The sequence below is a fragment of the Parasedimentitalea huanghaiensis genome (assembly GCF_009753675.1).
GTDB classification, from domain to species: Bacteria; Pseudomonadota; Alphaproteobacteria; order Rhodobacterales; family Rhodobacteraceae; genus Parasedimentitalea; species Parasedimentitalea huanghaiensis.
In genome coordinates this window covers 96281-112335 of the sequence record NZ_WQLV01000005.1, presented here as the reverse complement: position 1 = coordinate 112335, position 16055 = coordinate 96281, and the positions used below count along the sequence as shown (strand labels likewise).

The 16055-nt window shown below is 55.6% G+C and carries 16 protein-coding genes; 8 read left to right on the top strand and 8 right to left on the bottom strand.

Going from position 1 to position 16055, the window contains the following annotated elements; genetic code table 11:
* Positions 1-18: 18 nt before the first annotated feature.
* Positions 19-531: a YHS domain-containing (seleno)protein gene (locus GO984_RS09590; protein ID WP_157022308.1), complete on the bottom strand. Its 513-nt coding sequence runs from the start codon at positions 529-531 to the stop codon at positions 19-21.
* Positions 532-800: 269 nt separating this feature from the next.
* On the opposite strand from GO984_RS09590, the gene yghU reads away from it, so the two are divergent.
* Entirely contained in the window at positions 801-1676 is an 876-nt protein-coding gene (yghU, locus tag GO984_RS09585; RefSeq protein WP_138162470.1) for a glutathione-dependent disulfide-bond oxidoreductase, read from the top strand.
* A 40-nt stretch (positions 1677-1716) separates the two neighbouring features.
* Here yghU and GO984_RS09580 read toward each other — a convergent pair whose 3' ends face one another.
* Positions 1717-2508 (bottom strand): SseB family protein, encoded by a 792-nt coding sequence (locus GO984_RS09580; RefSeq protein WP_157022307.1) that lies wholly within the window; start codon positions 2506-2508, stop codon positions 1717-1719.
* Positions 2505-3098, bottom strand: a complete 594-nt coding sequence (locus tag GO984_RS09575; protein WP_157022306.1) for a uracil-DNA glycosylase family protein — start codon at positions 3096-3098, stop codon at positions 2505-2507. Before GO984_RS09575 ends, GO984_RS09580 begins: the two co-directional genes overlap by 4 nt.
* A gap of 295 nt (positions 3099-3393) precedes the next feature.
* Here GO984_RS09575 and GO984_RS09570 point away from each other — a divergent pair, with 295 nt between their 5' ends.
* Genes GO984_RS09570 through GO984_RS09555 form a run of 4 tightly spaced genes read left to right on the top strand, consistent with a single transcriptional unit; the run spans position 3394 to position 8071 of the window.
* A complete protein-coding gene (locus tag GO984_RS09570) occupies positions 3394-4053 on the top strand; it encodes an ABC transporter ATP-binding protein (RefSeq protein WP_138162473.1) in 660 nt (219 codons plus the stop codon).
* Positions 4031-5716, top strand: coding sequence for a KpsE/RkpR family capsule polysaccharide export protein (locus GO984_RS09565; RefSeq protein WP_157022305.1), 1686 nt, complete (start codon positions 4031-4033; stop codon positions 5714-5716). The genes GO984_RS09570 and GO984_RS09565 overlap by 23 nt, the downstream gene beginning before the upstream one ends.
* A gap of 3 nt (positions 5717-5719) precedes the next feature.
* Positions 5720-6553: a 3-deoxy-8-phosphooctulonate synthase gene (gene kdsA, locus GO984_RS09560; protein ID WP_157022304.1), complete on the top strand. Its 834-nt coding sequence runs from the start codon at positions 5720-5722 to the stop codon at positions 6551-6553.
* Between the two features lie 21 nt (positions 6554-6574).
* On the top strand, positions 6575-8071 hold the full coding sequence (locus GO984_RS09555; RefSeq protein ID WP_157022303.1) for a phosphomannomutase/phosphoglucomutase: 1497 nt from the start codon (positions 6575-6577) through the stop codon (positions 8069-8071).
* Positions 8072-8196: 125 nt separating this feature from the next.
* On the opposite strand, the gene GO984_RS09550 is transcribed toward GO984_RS09555, so the two are convergent.
* Together GO984_RS09550 and GO984_RS23605 are read right to left on the bottom strand one after the other, a co-directional pair.
* A complete protein-coding gene (locus tag GO984_RS09550) occupies positions 8197-10134 on the bottom strand; it encodes an AsmA family protein (protein WP_157022302.1) in 1938 nt (645 codons plus the stop codon).
* 108 nt (positions 10135-10242) lie between these two features.
* Entirely contained in the window at positions 10243-11865 is a 1623-nt protein-coding gene (locus GO984_RS23605; RefSeq protein WP_245231061.1) for a pentapeptide repeat-containing protein, read from the bottom strand.
* Positions 11866-12153: 288 nt separating this feature from the next.
* On the opposite strand from GO984_RS23605, the gene rimO reads away from it, so the two are divergent.
* Together rimO and GO984_RS09535 are read left to right on the top strand one after the other, a co-directional pair.
* The gene (gene rimO / locus GO984_RS09540; protein WP_157022301.1) at positions 12154-13569 is read left to right on the top strand and encodes a 30S ribosomal protein S12 methylthiotransferase RimO; all 1416 of its coding nucleotides are present in this window, start codon (positions 12154-12156) and stop codon (positions 13567-13569) included.
* 171 nt (positions 13570-13740) lie between these two features.
* Positions 13741-14028 carry a DUF1330 domain-containing protein gene (locus tag GO984_RS09535; protein ID WP_157022300.1) on the top strand — a complete coding sequence of 96 codons (288 nt, stop codon included), beginning with the start codon at positions 13741-13743 and terminating at the stop codon, positions 14026-14028.
* A gap of 724 nt (positions 14029-14752) precedes the next feature.
* Here GO984_RS09535 and GO984_RS09530 read toward each other — a convergent pair.
* On the bottom strand, positions 14753-15220 hold the full coding sequence (locus GO984_RS09530) for a diacylglycerol kinase (RefSeq protein ID WP_342448072.1): 468 nt from the start codon (positions 15218-15220) through the stop codon (positions 14753-14755).
* Here GO984_RS09530 and GO984_RS09525 point away from each other — a divergent pair.
* The gene (locus tag GO984_RS09525; protein ID WP_138162482.1) at positions 15219-15461 is read left to right on the top strand and encodes a CDGSH iron-sulfur domain-containing protein; all 243 of its coding nucleotides are present in this window, start codon (positions 15219-15221) and stop codon (positions 15459-15461) included. The two genes, GO984_RS09530 and GO984_RS09525, sit on opposite strands and share 2 nt — an antisense overlap.
* Positions 15462-15505: 44 nt before the next feature.
* Here GO984_RS09525 and GO984_RS09520 read toward each other — a convergent pair whose 3' ends face one another.
* A complete protein-coding gene (locus tag GO984_RS09520; RefSeq protein WP_157022298.1) occupies positions 15506-15781 on the bottom strand; it encodes a DUF6455 family protein in 276 nt (91 codons plus the stop codon).
* A complete protein-coding gene (locus GO984_RS09515) occupies positions 15778-16053 on the bottom strand; it encodes a DUF6455 family protein (protein WP_157022297.1) in 276 nt (91 codons plus the stop codon). Before GO984_RS09515 ends, GO984_RS09520 begins: the two co-directional genes overlap by 4 nt.
* Positions 16054-16055 lie beyond the last annotated feature (2 nt).

Here is a 16055-nt window from a genome sequence, read left to right as displayed (position 1 = left end):
GTATTTTGTTCCTAGACCTTAATCAGGCGCAGAAGAGGTGAAGTTGGGGATCTTGTTACCCGAGGCATTGTTGGGCTCGATCCCCGGCCAGTTTCCCTCTGCCAGGTTGATGTTGCCGGGAATGTCTTCTTCCCAGAACCCGTTCACAACCGTGGTGATGTTCAGGTAGAGCTTGTCATCGACAATACGCCACAGGTTTGGGTTGCCCGGCACCTTGCCACCTTTGGACACCCCATATGCACAGTGGCCATCGTACTGCGGCGCGTAGTAATCAGGGTCGCTTAGAAACGCTGCGCGATTGGCTTCGGTTGCAAAGGCAAAGGTAGCGCCATTGTGCTCTGCGGTGAGGCTGGATTTCCCTGGAACACCGGAAGGCTGAGAGGTGCCAACCGTCGACTGCGGTAGGCTACGATAGGCAACGACATCATACCCGGACACCGCATACCCCGTACCATCGATGTACTGCTCCCCCGCAAAGACTGGCAAACCAAGGGAGATAACCGCTGCGGCCGCCAATAAAATACGCTTCATCACGTCATCCTCTCAAAGATGTTATTCGTTCATTTTCACCAGCATCCCGCCGGGTTGCTGATCACAATATGCATTGCAGCCATAATGCGAAGGGGGTGTCACGTCTCTGTGTCCCGCCACGAGTGGATGTGAACAAACAGGGCAAAATGTTTCAATCAGACCTTCCAGTCATTGGAATTTTCAGAATGCACCTTAAGTCAGGGAATGCAATTTGCAGCAAAAGCGTTATTGCTGGACTAAACAGTGTTTCCAACAACAAGGCCCAACAGATGAGTGATACTTCTTATACCCCGGCAAAGGTCTGGACATGGAGCCAGGAAAGCGGCGGTCGTTTTGCCTCGATCAACCGTCCCGTGGCAGGCCCCACCCAGGACAAAGACCTGCCCGTGGGCAAACATCCCATGCAGCTCTATTCGCTGGCCACCCCCAATGGGGTCAAGGTCACGGTGATGCTGGAAGAGCTGCTGGCTGCCGGCCATACAGGGGCCGAATATGATGCCTGGCTGATCAACATCGGCGAAGGCGACCAGTTTGGATCCGGTTTTGTCGACGTCAATCCGAACTCCAAGATCCCCGCATTGATGGATCACAGCGGCGACGCCCCACAGCGGGTCTTCGAATCCGGCTCGATCATGATGCATCTGGCAGAAAAGTTTGGCGCGTTCCTGCCCAAAGAGGGCTCTGAGCGGACCGAAGTGATGAGCTGGTTGTTCTGGCAGATGGGCAGCGCGCCATATCTGGGCGGTGGCTTTGGCCACTTCTACGCCTATGCGCCTGAGAAATGGGAATACCCCATTGATCGCTTTGCGATGGAAGCCAAACGGCAGTTGGATGTGCTGGATCGCCAACTGGCGGATCATCAGTACATCGCTGGTGGTGACTACAGCATTGCCGACATGGCGATCTGGGCCTGGTATGGCCAGTTGGTTCTGGGCCGCTTGTATGACGCGGCCGAATTCCTGGACGTTGAAAGCTATACCCATGTGGTACGCTGGGCTAAAGCCATCGATGCCCGCCCAGCGGTCAGCCGGGGCCGTATGGTGAACCGTGCCTTTGGTGAGCTGCATACTCAGCTGCGCGAACGCCACGATGCATCGGATTTCGACACCCGCACACAAGACAAGCTGGAAACAGCAGCGGAATAAAACATCTTGCCCGGCCGAAAGGCCGGGCTTGCCTATGAACTTATTTCAGCCGTGGCGGATTGTCCGGGTCTCCTCCCGGTATCTTTGGTTGATGCACCTTAGGCTCTTCCGGTTGAGGCAGGTCAAACCGCAAACCGACCTTAGCCAGTTTGGCTGACATCGGATCAGACGATGCAAAAAAGCCGACATCCATCGCTCCAGCCTCGATCCCAGAGAAGGTCAACGCTTCACCTGCGGCCTTGGCCAGGGCCGATTGCGCTGCCTCCTTGGCATCAACAAAGCCCAAGAGGTGCCCCTGCCCTCCTCCGTCATACCGTACGCCAACCAGATACGCCGATGTTGCCAGCCCAGCGGCACTGGCCAGCTTCGCGTCCAGCGCAGTCAACAGAACCTCCGGCAGTCCGATCGGAGGCACAATCTCGGTCAGCGCTGCCTCGACCTGATCTGGCGCATGTTCCAAAGTTTGATGCAGCCAATCCACTGCCTCGGCCGGGATCAGGATCGATGAAGGAGCGACTTCGAGGTTCACCCCCAGCCCAATCCCCTGCCCGGCCAGCATCTGGGCCACAACCCGCCCGGACAGAGCCACATAGGGCACCACCCGGTCGGCAAACTGGGCCAGCCGCTCTTCGCGGTCGAACACCAGTACAAACGCACCATCCGCCAGCTCAAACATCTCGGGCGAGATATTGTCGCCCTCTGCCTCTTTGCTCAGCATCATGAACAATTCGGAATCCGCTAGTCGCTCGTAAAAGCGCAGTCGCGCTGTATCATCTTGCGGCGCGGCGATCATCGCAGCATGGGCGCGGTCCAGCGCTGTGGTCTCAGTCATCTCAACACCTCTTTCACCCTAGCTTGCAGTTCTGGCACCAGCTCAGACTCGAACCACGGGTTTTTCTTCAACCATCCGGTATTGCGCCAGGACGGGTGTGGCAAGGGAAAGACCTGCGGCGCATGATCCCGCCAGCTACGCACTAGATCGTTCACCGGTGTTTTGCCGCCCAAGTGATAGTGCAGTGCATGTGCACCTACCAAGACCGTCAAGGACACCTGTGGCAGGTGCTGAAACACCCGTTCATGCCAGGTGCGGCGGCACAAAGCAGGCGGTGGCAGGTCAGCCCCCTTGGCGTTGTAACCGGGAAAACAAAACCCCATCGGCACCACCGCGACGCGGTCCTTGTCATAAAATTCAGCGTCATTGATCCCCAGCCATTCTCGCAACCGGTCACCAGAGGCATCGGTAAAAGGGCGACCGGTTTGTTGGACCCGCGCGCCCGGTGCCTGACCAGCAATCAAGAGGCGCGCCGAGGATCGAAGCCACACTATAGGCCGGGGCGAGTGGCCCGTTGCCGTCATCGCAAACCTATCCGCACACAGCCGGCAAGCACGTATCTCTCTCTTTAGCGTGCCAAGGTTCTCCATTGTTCATCCTCTTGACATATCCATTGTTGCCCATCAGGAAACAATAAGACGCTAGACCCAACTTCGTTTAACCATCGAAATAACCATAGTAATTTACGCGTTCGCAATTTCAGGCCAACCAAGAAGGTTAATAGACCATTGATAAACTATGCTACAATTCGACATAATATGGCCAAATTCGACGCGTAAGCCGTTAACACTCCTCTGATATGGAGGGAAAAGGTGCCACGTCACCAAGTAACAACCGTGTCAAGAGTCCCGGACCAGGGGCCAATCGGGCAGTACCGGAATATCGATGCTTGAGTTTGTAAATGTCAGCAAGTCCTTTTGGACAGGAACCCAGCGCAAGGTGATCCTGGACAAAGTCTCGTTCCAGGTGGAACTGGGCAAGTCATTGGGCGTGCTTGCACCAAACGGCACTGGCAAGACAACCCTGATCAACATGATGGCCGGATTGGAAAAACCCGACGATGGGGAAATCATCCGATCCAGCAAAGTGTCGTTTCCGCTTGGCTTTATGGGCGGCGTGGTCAATCGGCTTTCGGCCTTTGAAAACTCTCGCTTTATTGCCAAACTATATGGCTTGGATCCTGATTACGTCGAAGCCTATTGCCGCTGGCTTTGTGGCTTGGGTGAGTACTTTGACCAGCCACTGGGCACCTATTCCTCAGGTATGCGGGCGCGGTTTTCGTTCTCTTTGATGCTGGCGCTGGATTTTGATATCTACCTGATCGATGAAGGCATGCCCGGCACCACAGATGTTGAATTCAATAAGAAAGCGGGCGCAATACTGGAAGAGCGGCTGCTGACCACCACCATTATCATCGTCTCGCATCAGGCAAAGACGTTGGAAAAATTTGCCCGCTCTGCCGCAGTCCTCTTGGACGGGCATTTGCATATGTTTGAAACCTTGGAAGAAGCGAAACAGCTCTATGACTATGAAACCCAAGGCTAAGAAATTTCGCATCCGCCGCGGCGCCGGACCTACCGCAGCGGCAGCCGCCGCTCGCCCGTCCGCGGATGCGGCCCCTCAGGCTGCGGCACAGCCGCCAGAGCAACCGGCACGGGCAAAATCTATTCCCGGCCCCAAAGGTGGTGCCGCTGCGGCACCTGCACAGCCAACTGCAAAACCCGCAATGAGCGGTCAGGTTAGTTCGGCGCGAGAGACCGGTGCGGAAACTGATATTGATGCCATTCGCCAAGAAGGGCTGACGGGGCGCCAATTGCGCATGGCACGCCGCGTCGCGCAGAAACACAATTTGCCGGCCACCTCAGACTTTGATGCCGTACGTCTGTTGCGGAAAAAAGGCATCGACCCGTTCAAACGCGCCAATATGCTTGAATTGGTGGTGCCACAGAACAGCGCCCAACCTGCTGGCGGGCCATTGGCCCCGGGCGCGGTGCAGCTGCCTCAAACGGTGCCGGCAGCCAAAACCAACCTGCCATCAACCGAGTTGAGCGCAAGCGAGCGGCGCAATCGCCAAATTCAGGATATCCAGCGCGACATTGCCAGCCGCCGTCGCCGCAAGCTGCTGCTTCTGGTTAGTCGTCTGGCGTTTTTCGTCATGCTGCCAACAATTCTTGCTGGCTACTACTTCTACAAAGTGGCGACCCCGATGTACGCCGCCAAATCTGAATTCCTAATTCTGAAGGCTGACAATGCTGGCGGCGCCGGTCTTGGCGGCTTGTTGAGCGGCACCCAGTTTGCCACCAGCCAGGATTCGATCGCAGTACAAAGTTTTTTGCAGTCCAAAGAGGCCATGTTGCGATTGGACAGAGATGTTGGTTTCAAGTCCCACTTTACCCAGGAATGGATCGACCCCCTGCAACGGTTGAACGAGAACCCAACCAACGAAGAGGCCTATAAAACCTATTCGCGCAATGTCAAAATTGGCTATGATCCAACCGAAGGTGTGGTCCGGATGGAGGTCTCTGCCGCCGACCCCGAGGTCTCAGCCCAGTTCGCCCAAAGTCTGATCAACTACGCCGAAGAGATGGTCAACAATCTGTCTGTCAACAAACGCTCCAATCAGATGAAAGATGCTGAGCGTGGCATGGAAATCGCTGGTCTTGAGCGCCGAAGAGCCCAGGAGGCGCTTGTGCGTCTTCAGCAAAAGGGGGCTGTATTAGACCCTGAAGGTGTAATTCTGTCGCTGCGATCACAGATCAGCACCTTTGAATTGCAAGTTCAGGAAAACGAACTGGAGCTTGCAGCTTTGCTCGACAATGCCCGCCCAAACCAGGCAAAAGTCGCCGGCACCCGTGCCGACATCGCCCGGCTGCAAGCCGTTATTGATCGTTTAAACCAACGCATGATCAATGCTTCGGCTGGTGAGAATTCCTTGGCCAGTCTGAGTGTGCAGATCCAGATGGCACAGGCTGATCTCGCCACCCGTGATCTGATGTTGCAATCCGCGCTGCAACAAGTTGAACAAACCCGCATGGAAGCCAACCGTCAGGTGCGCTATCTGACCACTGCGGTGCAGCCTGTTCCCAGCCAGGAACCCTCCTATCCACGCAAGTTTGAAAATACGATTTTGGCTTTCCTGATCTTTTCAGGTATCTATCTGATGTTCTCACTCACAGCCTCCATCCTTCGCGAACAGGTCTCATCTTAAGCCATGAAAAATATCCAAATCGCCGACCTTACCATCGGCAATGACCGCCCCCTGACCCTCATTGCTGGCCCTTGCCAGTTGGAAAGTGCCGATCACGCACAGATGATCGCAGGAAAAATGAAAGAGGCATGCGACGCCGCCGGGGCACAGTATGTGTTCAAAGCGTCCTACGACAAGGCCAACCGCACCTCGATCAGCGGTGTTCGTGGACCCGGCATGGACGAAGGTCTTGCGATGCTGGACAGCGTCAAAAAGGCCATCGGTGTGCCTGTTCTGACGGATGTACATACCACCGATCAATGCGCGCCAACAGCTGCGGTCTGTGACATCCTGCAGATCCCGGCGCTGTTATGTCGTCAGACCGACCTATTGCTGGCAGCGGCGGAAACCAGCGCCGCGATCAATGTCAAAAAGGGCCAGTTTCTGGCACCCTGGGACATGGCCAATATCGTCACCAAGATCGAAAGCACCGGCAATCAGCGCATTCTGCTGACCGAGCGTGGAACCTCGTTTGGCTATAATACTCTGGTCACCGATATGCGGTCCCTGCCGCAGATGGCCTCCACCGGTTATCCCGTTGTGATGGATGCCACCCATGCGGTGCAGCAACCGGCTGGCCTTGGGGGCTCAACCGGTGGTCAGCGTGAGTTTGCGCCAGTGATGGCCCGTGCCGCAGCTGCCATAGGCGTTGGTGCAGTTTTCATCGAAACACATGAAGATCCTGACCGTTCTCCTTCGGATGGTCCCAACATGATTTATCTCGACCAGATGCCCCAGCTCATTGAAACCCTGATGGCATTTGACACTTTGGCAAAAGCCAATCCAATGACCTTTTGATTTAGCGATAAGAGTTTTTCCATGACAAAACCAACCGCCCCGGTGACGCCCAACACCTGGAATTTCCTGCGCGATCCAATGATAACCCCCACCGGTTTTCGCGAATATGACGCGCGCTGGAAGTACCCGGATGAGATTAACCTGCCCGGCATTACCGCCTTGGGTCTTGGTCTGGGCACACAGATGATTGCGCGTGGCATTGACCCGGTCATTGCCGTCGCCAACGATTATCGCGATTATTCGCTCAGCATCAAAAACGCACTGATGCTGGGTCTGATGCAGGCCGGTATCGCCGTCAAAGACATTGGTCCAGCGGTGTCACCCATGGCCTATTTCTCACAGTTCCACCTAGATGTACCTGCGGTTGCCATGGTCACCGCCAGCCACAACCCCAACGGCTGGACCGGAGTCAAAATGGGCTTTGAACGCCCCTTGACCCACGGCCCAGATGAGATGAGCGAGTTGCGCGAAATCGTCCTGCAGGGCAAAGGTGTTGCCCGTGCCGGTGGATCCTACGAATTTGTCGATGGGGTCAAAGAAGCCTACCTGGATGATCTGGTCGGCGATTTCAAAATGTCCCGTAAGCTCAAGGTGGTCTGCGCCACCGGCAACGGCACTGCCGCTGCCTTTGCTCCGGAATTGTTTGAACGCATCGGCGTCGAAGTTGTACCCAGCCATAACGAGCTGGACTATACCTTCCCCCATTACAACCCAAACCCCGAAGCCATGGAAATGCTGCACGACATGGCGGACAGCGTCAAAGCCTCGGGCGCAGATTTTGCGCTTGGGTTTGATGGCGACGGTGACCGCTGCGGTGTGGTCGACGATGAAGGCGAAGAAATCTTTGCCGACAAAGTGGGCGTCATCATGGCGCGCGATCTGTCCAAGCTGCACCCCAACGCCACCTTTGTCGCGGATGTGAAATCCACCGGTCTGTTTGCCTCTGATCCAGAGCTAAAGAAAAACGGCGTCACTGCTGATTACTGGAAAACCGGTCACAGCCACATGAAGCGCCGAGTCAAAGAAATCGGGGCCCTCGCTGGCTTTGAAAAGTCCGGACATTACTTTCTGGCAGAACCCATTGGCCGTGGTTATGACTGCGGTATGCGGGTGGCGGTTGAGATCTGTAAACTGATGGATCGCAACCCGGATATGAAAATGTCCGATCTGCGTCGGGCACTGCCCAAAACATGGGCCATGCCCACCATGTCGCCCTACTGCGCTGATATCGAAAAATATGATGTGCTGGATCGTCTGGTCGCCAAATTGGTTGCGAAACACGCAGCTGGCGAAACCCTGGCTGGCCGCAGCATCAAAGAGGTGGTTACAGTCAACGGGGCCCGTGTCATCCTTGACAACGGCTCATGGGGGCTGGTGCGTGCCTCTTCCAACACTCCCAATCTGGTGGTGGTCTGCGAAAGTTCGCAAAGTGAAGAAGAACTGCGCGCCATCTTTGCCGAAATCGATGCCGTGATCCGCACCGAACCTCTGGTAGGCGACTACGACCAGACCTTCTGACTAGAACATTCTCATGGCGCGCTGTTTTCAATCCCCGCGCCATGAGGCCCCCAGACCGGATCCCAGGTTTCATCTAGCTATAAATATCCCGGGGTCTGGGGCAGCGCCCCAGCTCTTACCCGCTCTTAGTTCCCCTGCAACAGCCGCAATAGACTGTCCTTGGCACGTTGCTCCAGCCCATCCTGAATCGCTTCTTCCAAATCCTGCGTTGGTGCAATTTCAACCTCCAGCTCTTCGCTCAACTTCTGACGCAGCTGATCTGTGGCCTGCTCTTCAAGACCATCTATCTCAGCCTCCAGCGCCTGGCTCAGGTCGGGGCGGATCTTAGGATCAGCCCAAGGGCCAGTAATCCGCAGCGGGATCGATAGACCCTGACCACTGTTTGCAGCCAGTGCTGTTGGCACAAACAGGTAATCCAGATCCTGCGCGCCCAACCCGATGCGTCCTTTGCCCTCTGCCCGCAAGGCTTTTAGCGAAATCAGCAGATCCTGATTGTCCAGGTTGCCGTCTTTCATAGTGTAACTGGCACTCAGCGCATCAAACACCGTACTGCCGCCATTGCCGCCGCCGGACCGCATCAACCCTTCCAGGTCAAACCCGTCGAAGAACCCCTTGCCAATTTCCAACCATCCTGCGCCACTCAAGGATCGCATAATAGTATCTTGTGAATTGCCGACCCCAAGAAAATTCAGCTCGCCCAGTGCCTCGCCGTTCAGCCGATTATACCCTGCCAACTGCCCCAGCGCCTGTTCCAGCTGGATACCGGAATAGGTCAGCTTACCGCCAACCGACAGCCCACCGCGGTTGTTGGCCACCAACTGACCCTGCACCGTGCCGCCAAAAATCGCCGCCGGATGAAAGCGCATGACAGCCCGCGCGTTGTCGATCGACAGGCTGAGCTTACTCGCCCCTAATTTGACCTGCCCCAAATCCAGACTGGCCAGCGACAGGTCCAATGTTCCGTTGGCCAGCCCCAAGGCTGAAGCGTCAATCCGCTCCGCTGACCAGCCACTGCTTGTACTCGCTGCCCCCCCGGTTCCACCGCTGCTGTCACCCCCTGCGGCCAGTGCCGACAAATCCAGCGCCTCGGCCTGCAACTTTGCAGTAAACTGCGGCACCTTCCCCATGACCAGATCCACAGCTCCGGTCATGGCATTGCCATCAAGATCCAGGCTCAGGTCGCGCAGCGCCAATCGGCCGTCTGGAGTATAGGTCAGATCACTGCCAATCACAGCGCCCTGCCCCAACCCGCGTGGGAGACTGACCTCACCCAGGCCAGTTGACCGCATCAGTCCAACAGTGTCCTCGGTCTTGGCGGTAAACCGTCCGGTCACCTCACCACTGACCCCGGCGCGGCCATCAAACCGCGCAAATCCACCCGCAGTGGTCACCGTGGCCCCAACCGAAGACACCTGACCGCCAAGAAACGCTGCAAATGTCCCAACTTCTGCCAAAACTTTCACCGGGGTGCCGTTCGGATGCAGGGTCAGCGTCATATCCGCCGTGCCACCGGGCTCCGGCCAGGCCAGATCCAGATCAATTGCTGTCATTTCAACCGGGGCCTCGCCATGCGCCGCATAGGTGACGCTGGCACCGCTGAGCACCAGTTTTTCAATGCTAAAAGGCTGCGCAGCAGCACTCGTCTCTGCAGTGGAAGCCGGATCAGCAGTTGTAGTTGAACCCGCCAGCACCCAGTTGCCCTGCCCATTGGCATTGGTGGCCAGGTTCAGATGCGGTTCTGTTGCTGTGACCGAGGTGATCCTGATGTCGCCGCCCAACAGATCGGGCGCTGAGACGCCAACCGACAGGCCCTCGGCCGTCAGCATGGGTTCAGGGCCAGCCCAGTCTGCATTGGAAAGAGTCACTGCCCCGGTGCGAATACCCAGCACCGGCCAGACCGAAAACGCCACCTCACCCTGCACCTGCATCCGGCGCCCTGTCTGCGCCTCAAGCTGATCTGCCGCCAGTTCGGCAAACTTTTCCCCCGGCAGCAACAACAAGCCGCCAATGACAACAATCACCGTCATGCACAGCGCTACAAAAATCCGAAATAACAATCGCATGACGCGTCTCCTCGTCTGTTTGGCATCAGATTAACGCGTCAGAGCCTGGGTGCAATGCCTGTGCCCGTTTGCACCTAGGGTACCAAAGCCAAATCAAAGATTTACCCACTACCGCAACCGGAATCGCTGGCGCAGACCAAGGCCAAGGAAGAACAAAAGTGGCAGGCTGAAAATGGTTTGAACCCCCGAAAGAACGGACAACGATGTTGGTAGATCGTTCAGTACCTCACTCAGGAAGGTACGGCCAAAGCCAAATAGTGGGAACAGATTGGAAAAACTGAGTGCCATAGCAGTTCCCATTGGGTGGTCGATGATCTCGGTTGGCGAGGGAACGCAACAACTCGCCAGATAGCCCCAGAAACACGCAAACCCAAAGGCCCAGATAATGGTCAACCCTATCACCGGGCGGGCTATAGAATGGCCATAGTCAGAAAAATATCTGTAAACTTGATAGGGAAGACGCCTAAGTGGCTCCTCATGGCGCGATGCAAAATACATCTCGCGGCGAAAGAAAAAATGTTGATCTTCAGTCAAACCCTTCTTGGCAAGCAGGTTTCGAATAATCCCGCAACTTTCACGCGCCTCCTTTGCTGGGGTGGTCATACCCTTGGGCCAATGCGCTGCATCTGCGGTGAAGTCAGTAACTGGATAGAGGTCGGTGTTTGTAAACTCAGGATATGAGCGCGAAAACAATGTGCCCCGGAACGATGCTGACTTGCTGAAGATCGCGTCGGTGAATCGAACTCCTGCTATACTGATTGTTCCGGGAGTGTGAAATTTGCTCTCGGCAAAGTCAGTGATCCCTTTGAATTGGACATTTGGAAAGTCTGCTCGCTTGATGAATGTCGAAATTCGAAACGTCACATCTTTTTCAAATGTACTCGATGCAAAAGAGGTGTCTGCTCCAAACCTGGTCCAAACAAAGCTTGCCGGGCCACCAAAAGTCACTTGTTTAAAATCTGTCTTGCCGTTGAATACCGTGAAATCAAAACTTGCACTGTCTGTAAATTCACCCCCATCAAAAATACATGTCTGTACGAAGCTTCCTTGGTTAAAAACAGCACAACCTTTGACCTTTAGTTTTTCAAGAAGAGAGGAGCCAGTCACCGAAACCTTCTTCAGATCCAAATCGCCATCAACAGCCACATCGTTCAGCACCAAGCGACCATCAACTTTGAATGCTTCAGCCAAAAAGTCAGATGTAAAACAGGAGTCGGCAAAATGCGCACTTCCTGCAACTTCTGTTCCTGACAGATCAACCTTCTTGGCGAACCCACATTTGATGAACAGGGCATCGTTCTGAAACTTCGATCCTTTAAGATTCAGATCAGAATGAAAATAAAAATTGTTTGCTGAAAACAGCTTCACAAAATCAGTTCCGCTCAAGTCAACTTGATCATGGGGCCTCGGAATTGTTTGTGCGGGCGCATCTGGGCCATTTCTTTTTTCCCATTGCTCTTGAAACCGTTCCTCAATTTGCCTTGTTACAACGCCCGGAGTTCCTCCCGCTTCAAACACTAAACCGTGTTTTCTGGTTCTTTCAACTGCCGACGTTCCGGACACTACTTGAGAATACAAATTCCAAAGTTTTACATTTCTCTTATGAAGCTCTTCATCAATCTCCTCTCCCTCCTGCTCCCCTTCGAGTGTCATCAGCACATACCAGGGGTTCTCATTTGCGGGCTTCAGGTCAGATTTAGGCGTTAGCGCCTCTACTGTTTCATCACGCATCTATCTGTCTCGTCATCCCAAATGGCTTCACCCACACGTTAAGGGCGATTACCGTGACCTATCAACTGCTATCTAAGGGCAGCGCCTGACCCTGGGTGGGCGTGAAACGCCCTCCCCGTTTTGCCCAAGGCAAACCTCCGGTTTGACGGGAGGGTCGGGCGTTGCCCGGTCTTACAGCCGGGCAGTAACGCATAGCTGCAACCCGGTGCACGGGTGGTGCACGCTTAGTGCACGCATATCACCCCCGTCATTCTTGCCTATTGCGGCATTCCTGATATATGCGCGCACATGACCCAGAACCCATCCAGCAATCCGCCAGAACTCCGCCCCGACCTCGCCCCTCAGCTGCAAGTGCAGGAAACCCCGCGCGCAGGCCAGCCGACGCTGGGCATGGTCTCTTTGGGCTGTCCCAAAGCGCTGGTGGACAGTGAGCGCATTCTGACCCGGTTGCGGGCCGAAGGTTACGGTATCTCACCCGATTACACCGGTGCGGATGCGGTGATCGTCAACACCTGTGGCTTTCTCGACAGTGCCAAGGCCGAAAGTCTGGATGCGATTGGCGAGGCGCTGAAGGAGAACGGCAAGGTCATCGTGACGGGGTGTCTGGGCGCGGAACCCGATTACATCCGCGAGCACCACCCCCGCATTCTGGCCGTTACCGGCCCGCACCAATACGAACAGGTGCTGGACGCGGTGCATGCCGCCGTGCCGCCTGATCCAAACCCGTTTGTGGACCTGCTACCTGCCACTGGCGTGCAGCTGACCCCGCGCCACTTCAGCTATCTGAAAATCTCTGAAGGCTGCAATCATCGCTGCAAATTCTGCATCATCCCGGATATGCGTGGCCGTCTGGTGTCGCGTCCGGCCCATGCGGTCCTGCGCGAGGCTGAAAAGCTGGTCACGGCTGGCGTGCGTGAATTGCTGGTGATCTCGCAGGATACCTCTGCCTATGGCATGGACCGCAAGCACGATCTGAACCCTTGGAAGGGCGATGAGGTCCGCAGCCATATCACCGATCTGACCCGCGAACTGGGCCGGTTGGGCAACCCCAAGGATCTGTGGATCCGGTTGCACTATGTCTACCCCTACCCCTTTGTCCGCGAGCTGATCCCGCTGATGGCGGACGCGGACACTGCCGTGCTGCCCTATCTGGATATCCCATTCCAGCACTCGCACCCGGATATGTTAAAGCGCATGGCACGACCTGCTGCTGGGGCCAAAACCCTGGACGAGATCGCCGCTTGGCGCGCCACCTGCCCCGACATCACCCTGCGTTCGACCTTTATCGTTGGCTATCCGGGTGAGACTGAGGCCGAGTTCCAGCACCTGCTGGACTGGATGGACGAGGCGCAGTTGGATCGTGTGGGCTGTTTCAAATACGAAAACGTCGATGGTGCGCGGTCAAACGCCCTGCCCGATCACGTCGCGGAGGAGGTCAAGCAGGACCGCTGGGAACGCTTCATGCAAAAGGCGCAAGCGATTTCGGAGGCCAAGCTGGAAGCCAAGGTTGGCCAGACCATGGATGTGATCATTGACGACATCGACGAAGACGGCATCGCCACCTGCCGCACCAAGGCCGACGCGCCCGAGATTGACGGCAACCTGTTCATCGACGAAGGCACTGACGGGCTGAAGGTGGGTGAAATCGTCACCGTCGAAGTGGATGAAGCCGGCGAGTATGATTTATGGGGTAAACTCGGATAAAGAAATGGTCCGGGGGACCATTTCCCGAGTTTACGGGCGGAGCCCAAAGCATTGCCCAACTAGTGCTCAGAAAGCACTTGGGAATCTGCGGGTCGTTTCATGCGGCCCACCGGCCACGCGACACCCGCCAAGACACCTGCTAGGCTTCCACTATTCAACCGGAGGAAGCCAATGCCCGCCTATCTCATCTACGACGTCGAAATCCACGACCCCGCCCCCTACGCTGAATTCATGGAGCGGGTGAAACCGCTGGTCGAGGAGATGGGCGGCACCTATCTGGCCCGTGGCGGTGCCCACGAGGTGTTAGAAGGCGACTGGAACCCCACACGCATCGTGCTGTTTCAATTCCCCGACATGGACAGCGCCCGCGCCCTGTTCAATTCAGAAGATTATGCGCCGTTGAAAGAGTTGCGACAGAGTTGCTCAACCGGGCATGTGGTGATTGTGGAGGGGGTTTAGGTCGACCGGACTCCGATAAAATCGGCTATCTCAACTCAAAAACACTTGCGCTTTGCGATTTAAAGCCACTTGTTGCGACCAGCAAGATAGATCTCTTTACCCTTTGAAAGTTCAGCATGTTTCGCCCAATAGACCTAGGCCCGTTTGTTGCCAAGTGGGAAGCCAATAAGACAAATTCCAAAAGTTACAATGAAAGCTACAGCGCGTTGCTTTCTTTTGGTGAGAATGTTCATGAGCAGTCGGAAGTATGCGTTTTGGCACATGCAGTCTACGGTTGGATGCCAACAATCCTGAAATCACACTGTTTAAACGAAATCTCCATTCAAAAAATCCGAGAAGGAGGCCTGCCAAAGGAACCACCCCTAAACAATTCTTGGGTTGGAACCTCAAAAATGCTCCATTTCCTCGCCCCAAGTGTTTAGCCCATTTGGGATAGCCGCGTCGCTGTACATTTTGGACTACCGCGCAGTGATCAGCACAATCGTCGTGAGGTGTATAGAGACTACACAGACTTCATGCACAATGAGGTCAATAACTACGTTAACCCGACGCACTACAACAATCTGCGTTTTCTGGAACTATGCCTGTTTTCAGACAGACCTGACTCTAAAACGAGTCGAGTGAGCACGCAGTAGTGTTAAACCAAGACCACAAAACGCCACGAGTGTAGGTTTACACCCCAGCATGTTGGACTGACTGAATTGCAAATAAAATGCAAAATCCCTCAAACCAACCCCACCAACACCACCACCCAAGCAACCCCAACGGCAACCGCAGTCACAAACACCCCGGCACTGCCTGCATCCTTGGCCTGCCCGGCCAGCGGGTGTTGCTCTTGCGATATGTAATCCACCGCCCGCTCAATCGCGGTGTTAAACAGCTCGGCTGCCAGCACCAGCATGCCCAGTGCCAGGATTAGCGCGCGCTCTCCGGTTTCCAGCGGTAGCCACAGGGCAAACCCGGCTGAGGCCAGATTGGCCCAGACCCATGTGCGAAAGCTGTGTTCGTTGATCCAGGCATCACGGCAGCCGGACCAGCTCCAGAGGATGCGGTATTTCAGTCGGTTCAAAAAGTATTTCATACCGCCAGACTGGCGCGGTGGTGCCGGGGATACAAGCGGTCGGCTTGACCTGTGGCCCTTGCGGATCACGTCTTGGGGGAACGCAACCCCTTTGGGAGAACCGCAAGCCATGTCAACACCCCCAAATATCGCTCAAAAAGCCCCCTTTGCCGTCGAGGTCACAGAGGGGAAGATCTATTTCTGGTGCGCTTGCGGTATGTCCAAGAAACAGCCCTTTTGTGATGGGTCCCACAACGGCAGCCCCTTTGGACCCGTTCAATACACCGCCGAAGCCAGCAAAAAGCTGTTCTTTTGTGGATGTAAACACACCGGCAAGGCGCCGCTTTGTGACGGCAGTCACTCTAAGCTTTAACCCGTTGGGCTAAGGGGCGGCGCGACAGGAATGAAGGGCCTGACCTAACGCTTTAACTGCGTGAGCAAGGCCCCGTTGACGCAGAACTCAGGCGCGGAACTGGAGGGGCCATTCTGTTGCGACAGCCATAACGCGCAGCTTTTGTCGCAGCCAGCGTTGCGGCAGTTGGTCAACATGCGGCTGTAGTCTGAAGCGGCTAGCGTGCCCTCGGCCCGGGCAGCCCCAAGATCAACACCAACGGCCTTGGCTACGGAACTCGTCAGCCACATGTGCCGGTAGATATCTCCGGCGGGTATGGGCTTGGTGTTTCCGTCTTTCATTTACCTAGGTCCTTTTTTGCGGCATCGCGAAGCTGGTGCAATGACTCTGCATTGCAGCACCCAGACGGAGGTGCCGCGGCTTGTTCAGTCGCGTCCAGCCAGGCATGGCATTTTTGTGGATAGGGACAACCACGACAATTTGTGATCATTTGGGTCCAGGTTTCGTTGTCGATTTTACCGGCCTCAAAGGCCTGCACCAGATCAGCACCAACTGTGTGACCCATGCGGCCCAGCAGACGTAGATGATACAGAGGGTCGCCCAATATCTGCATAC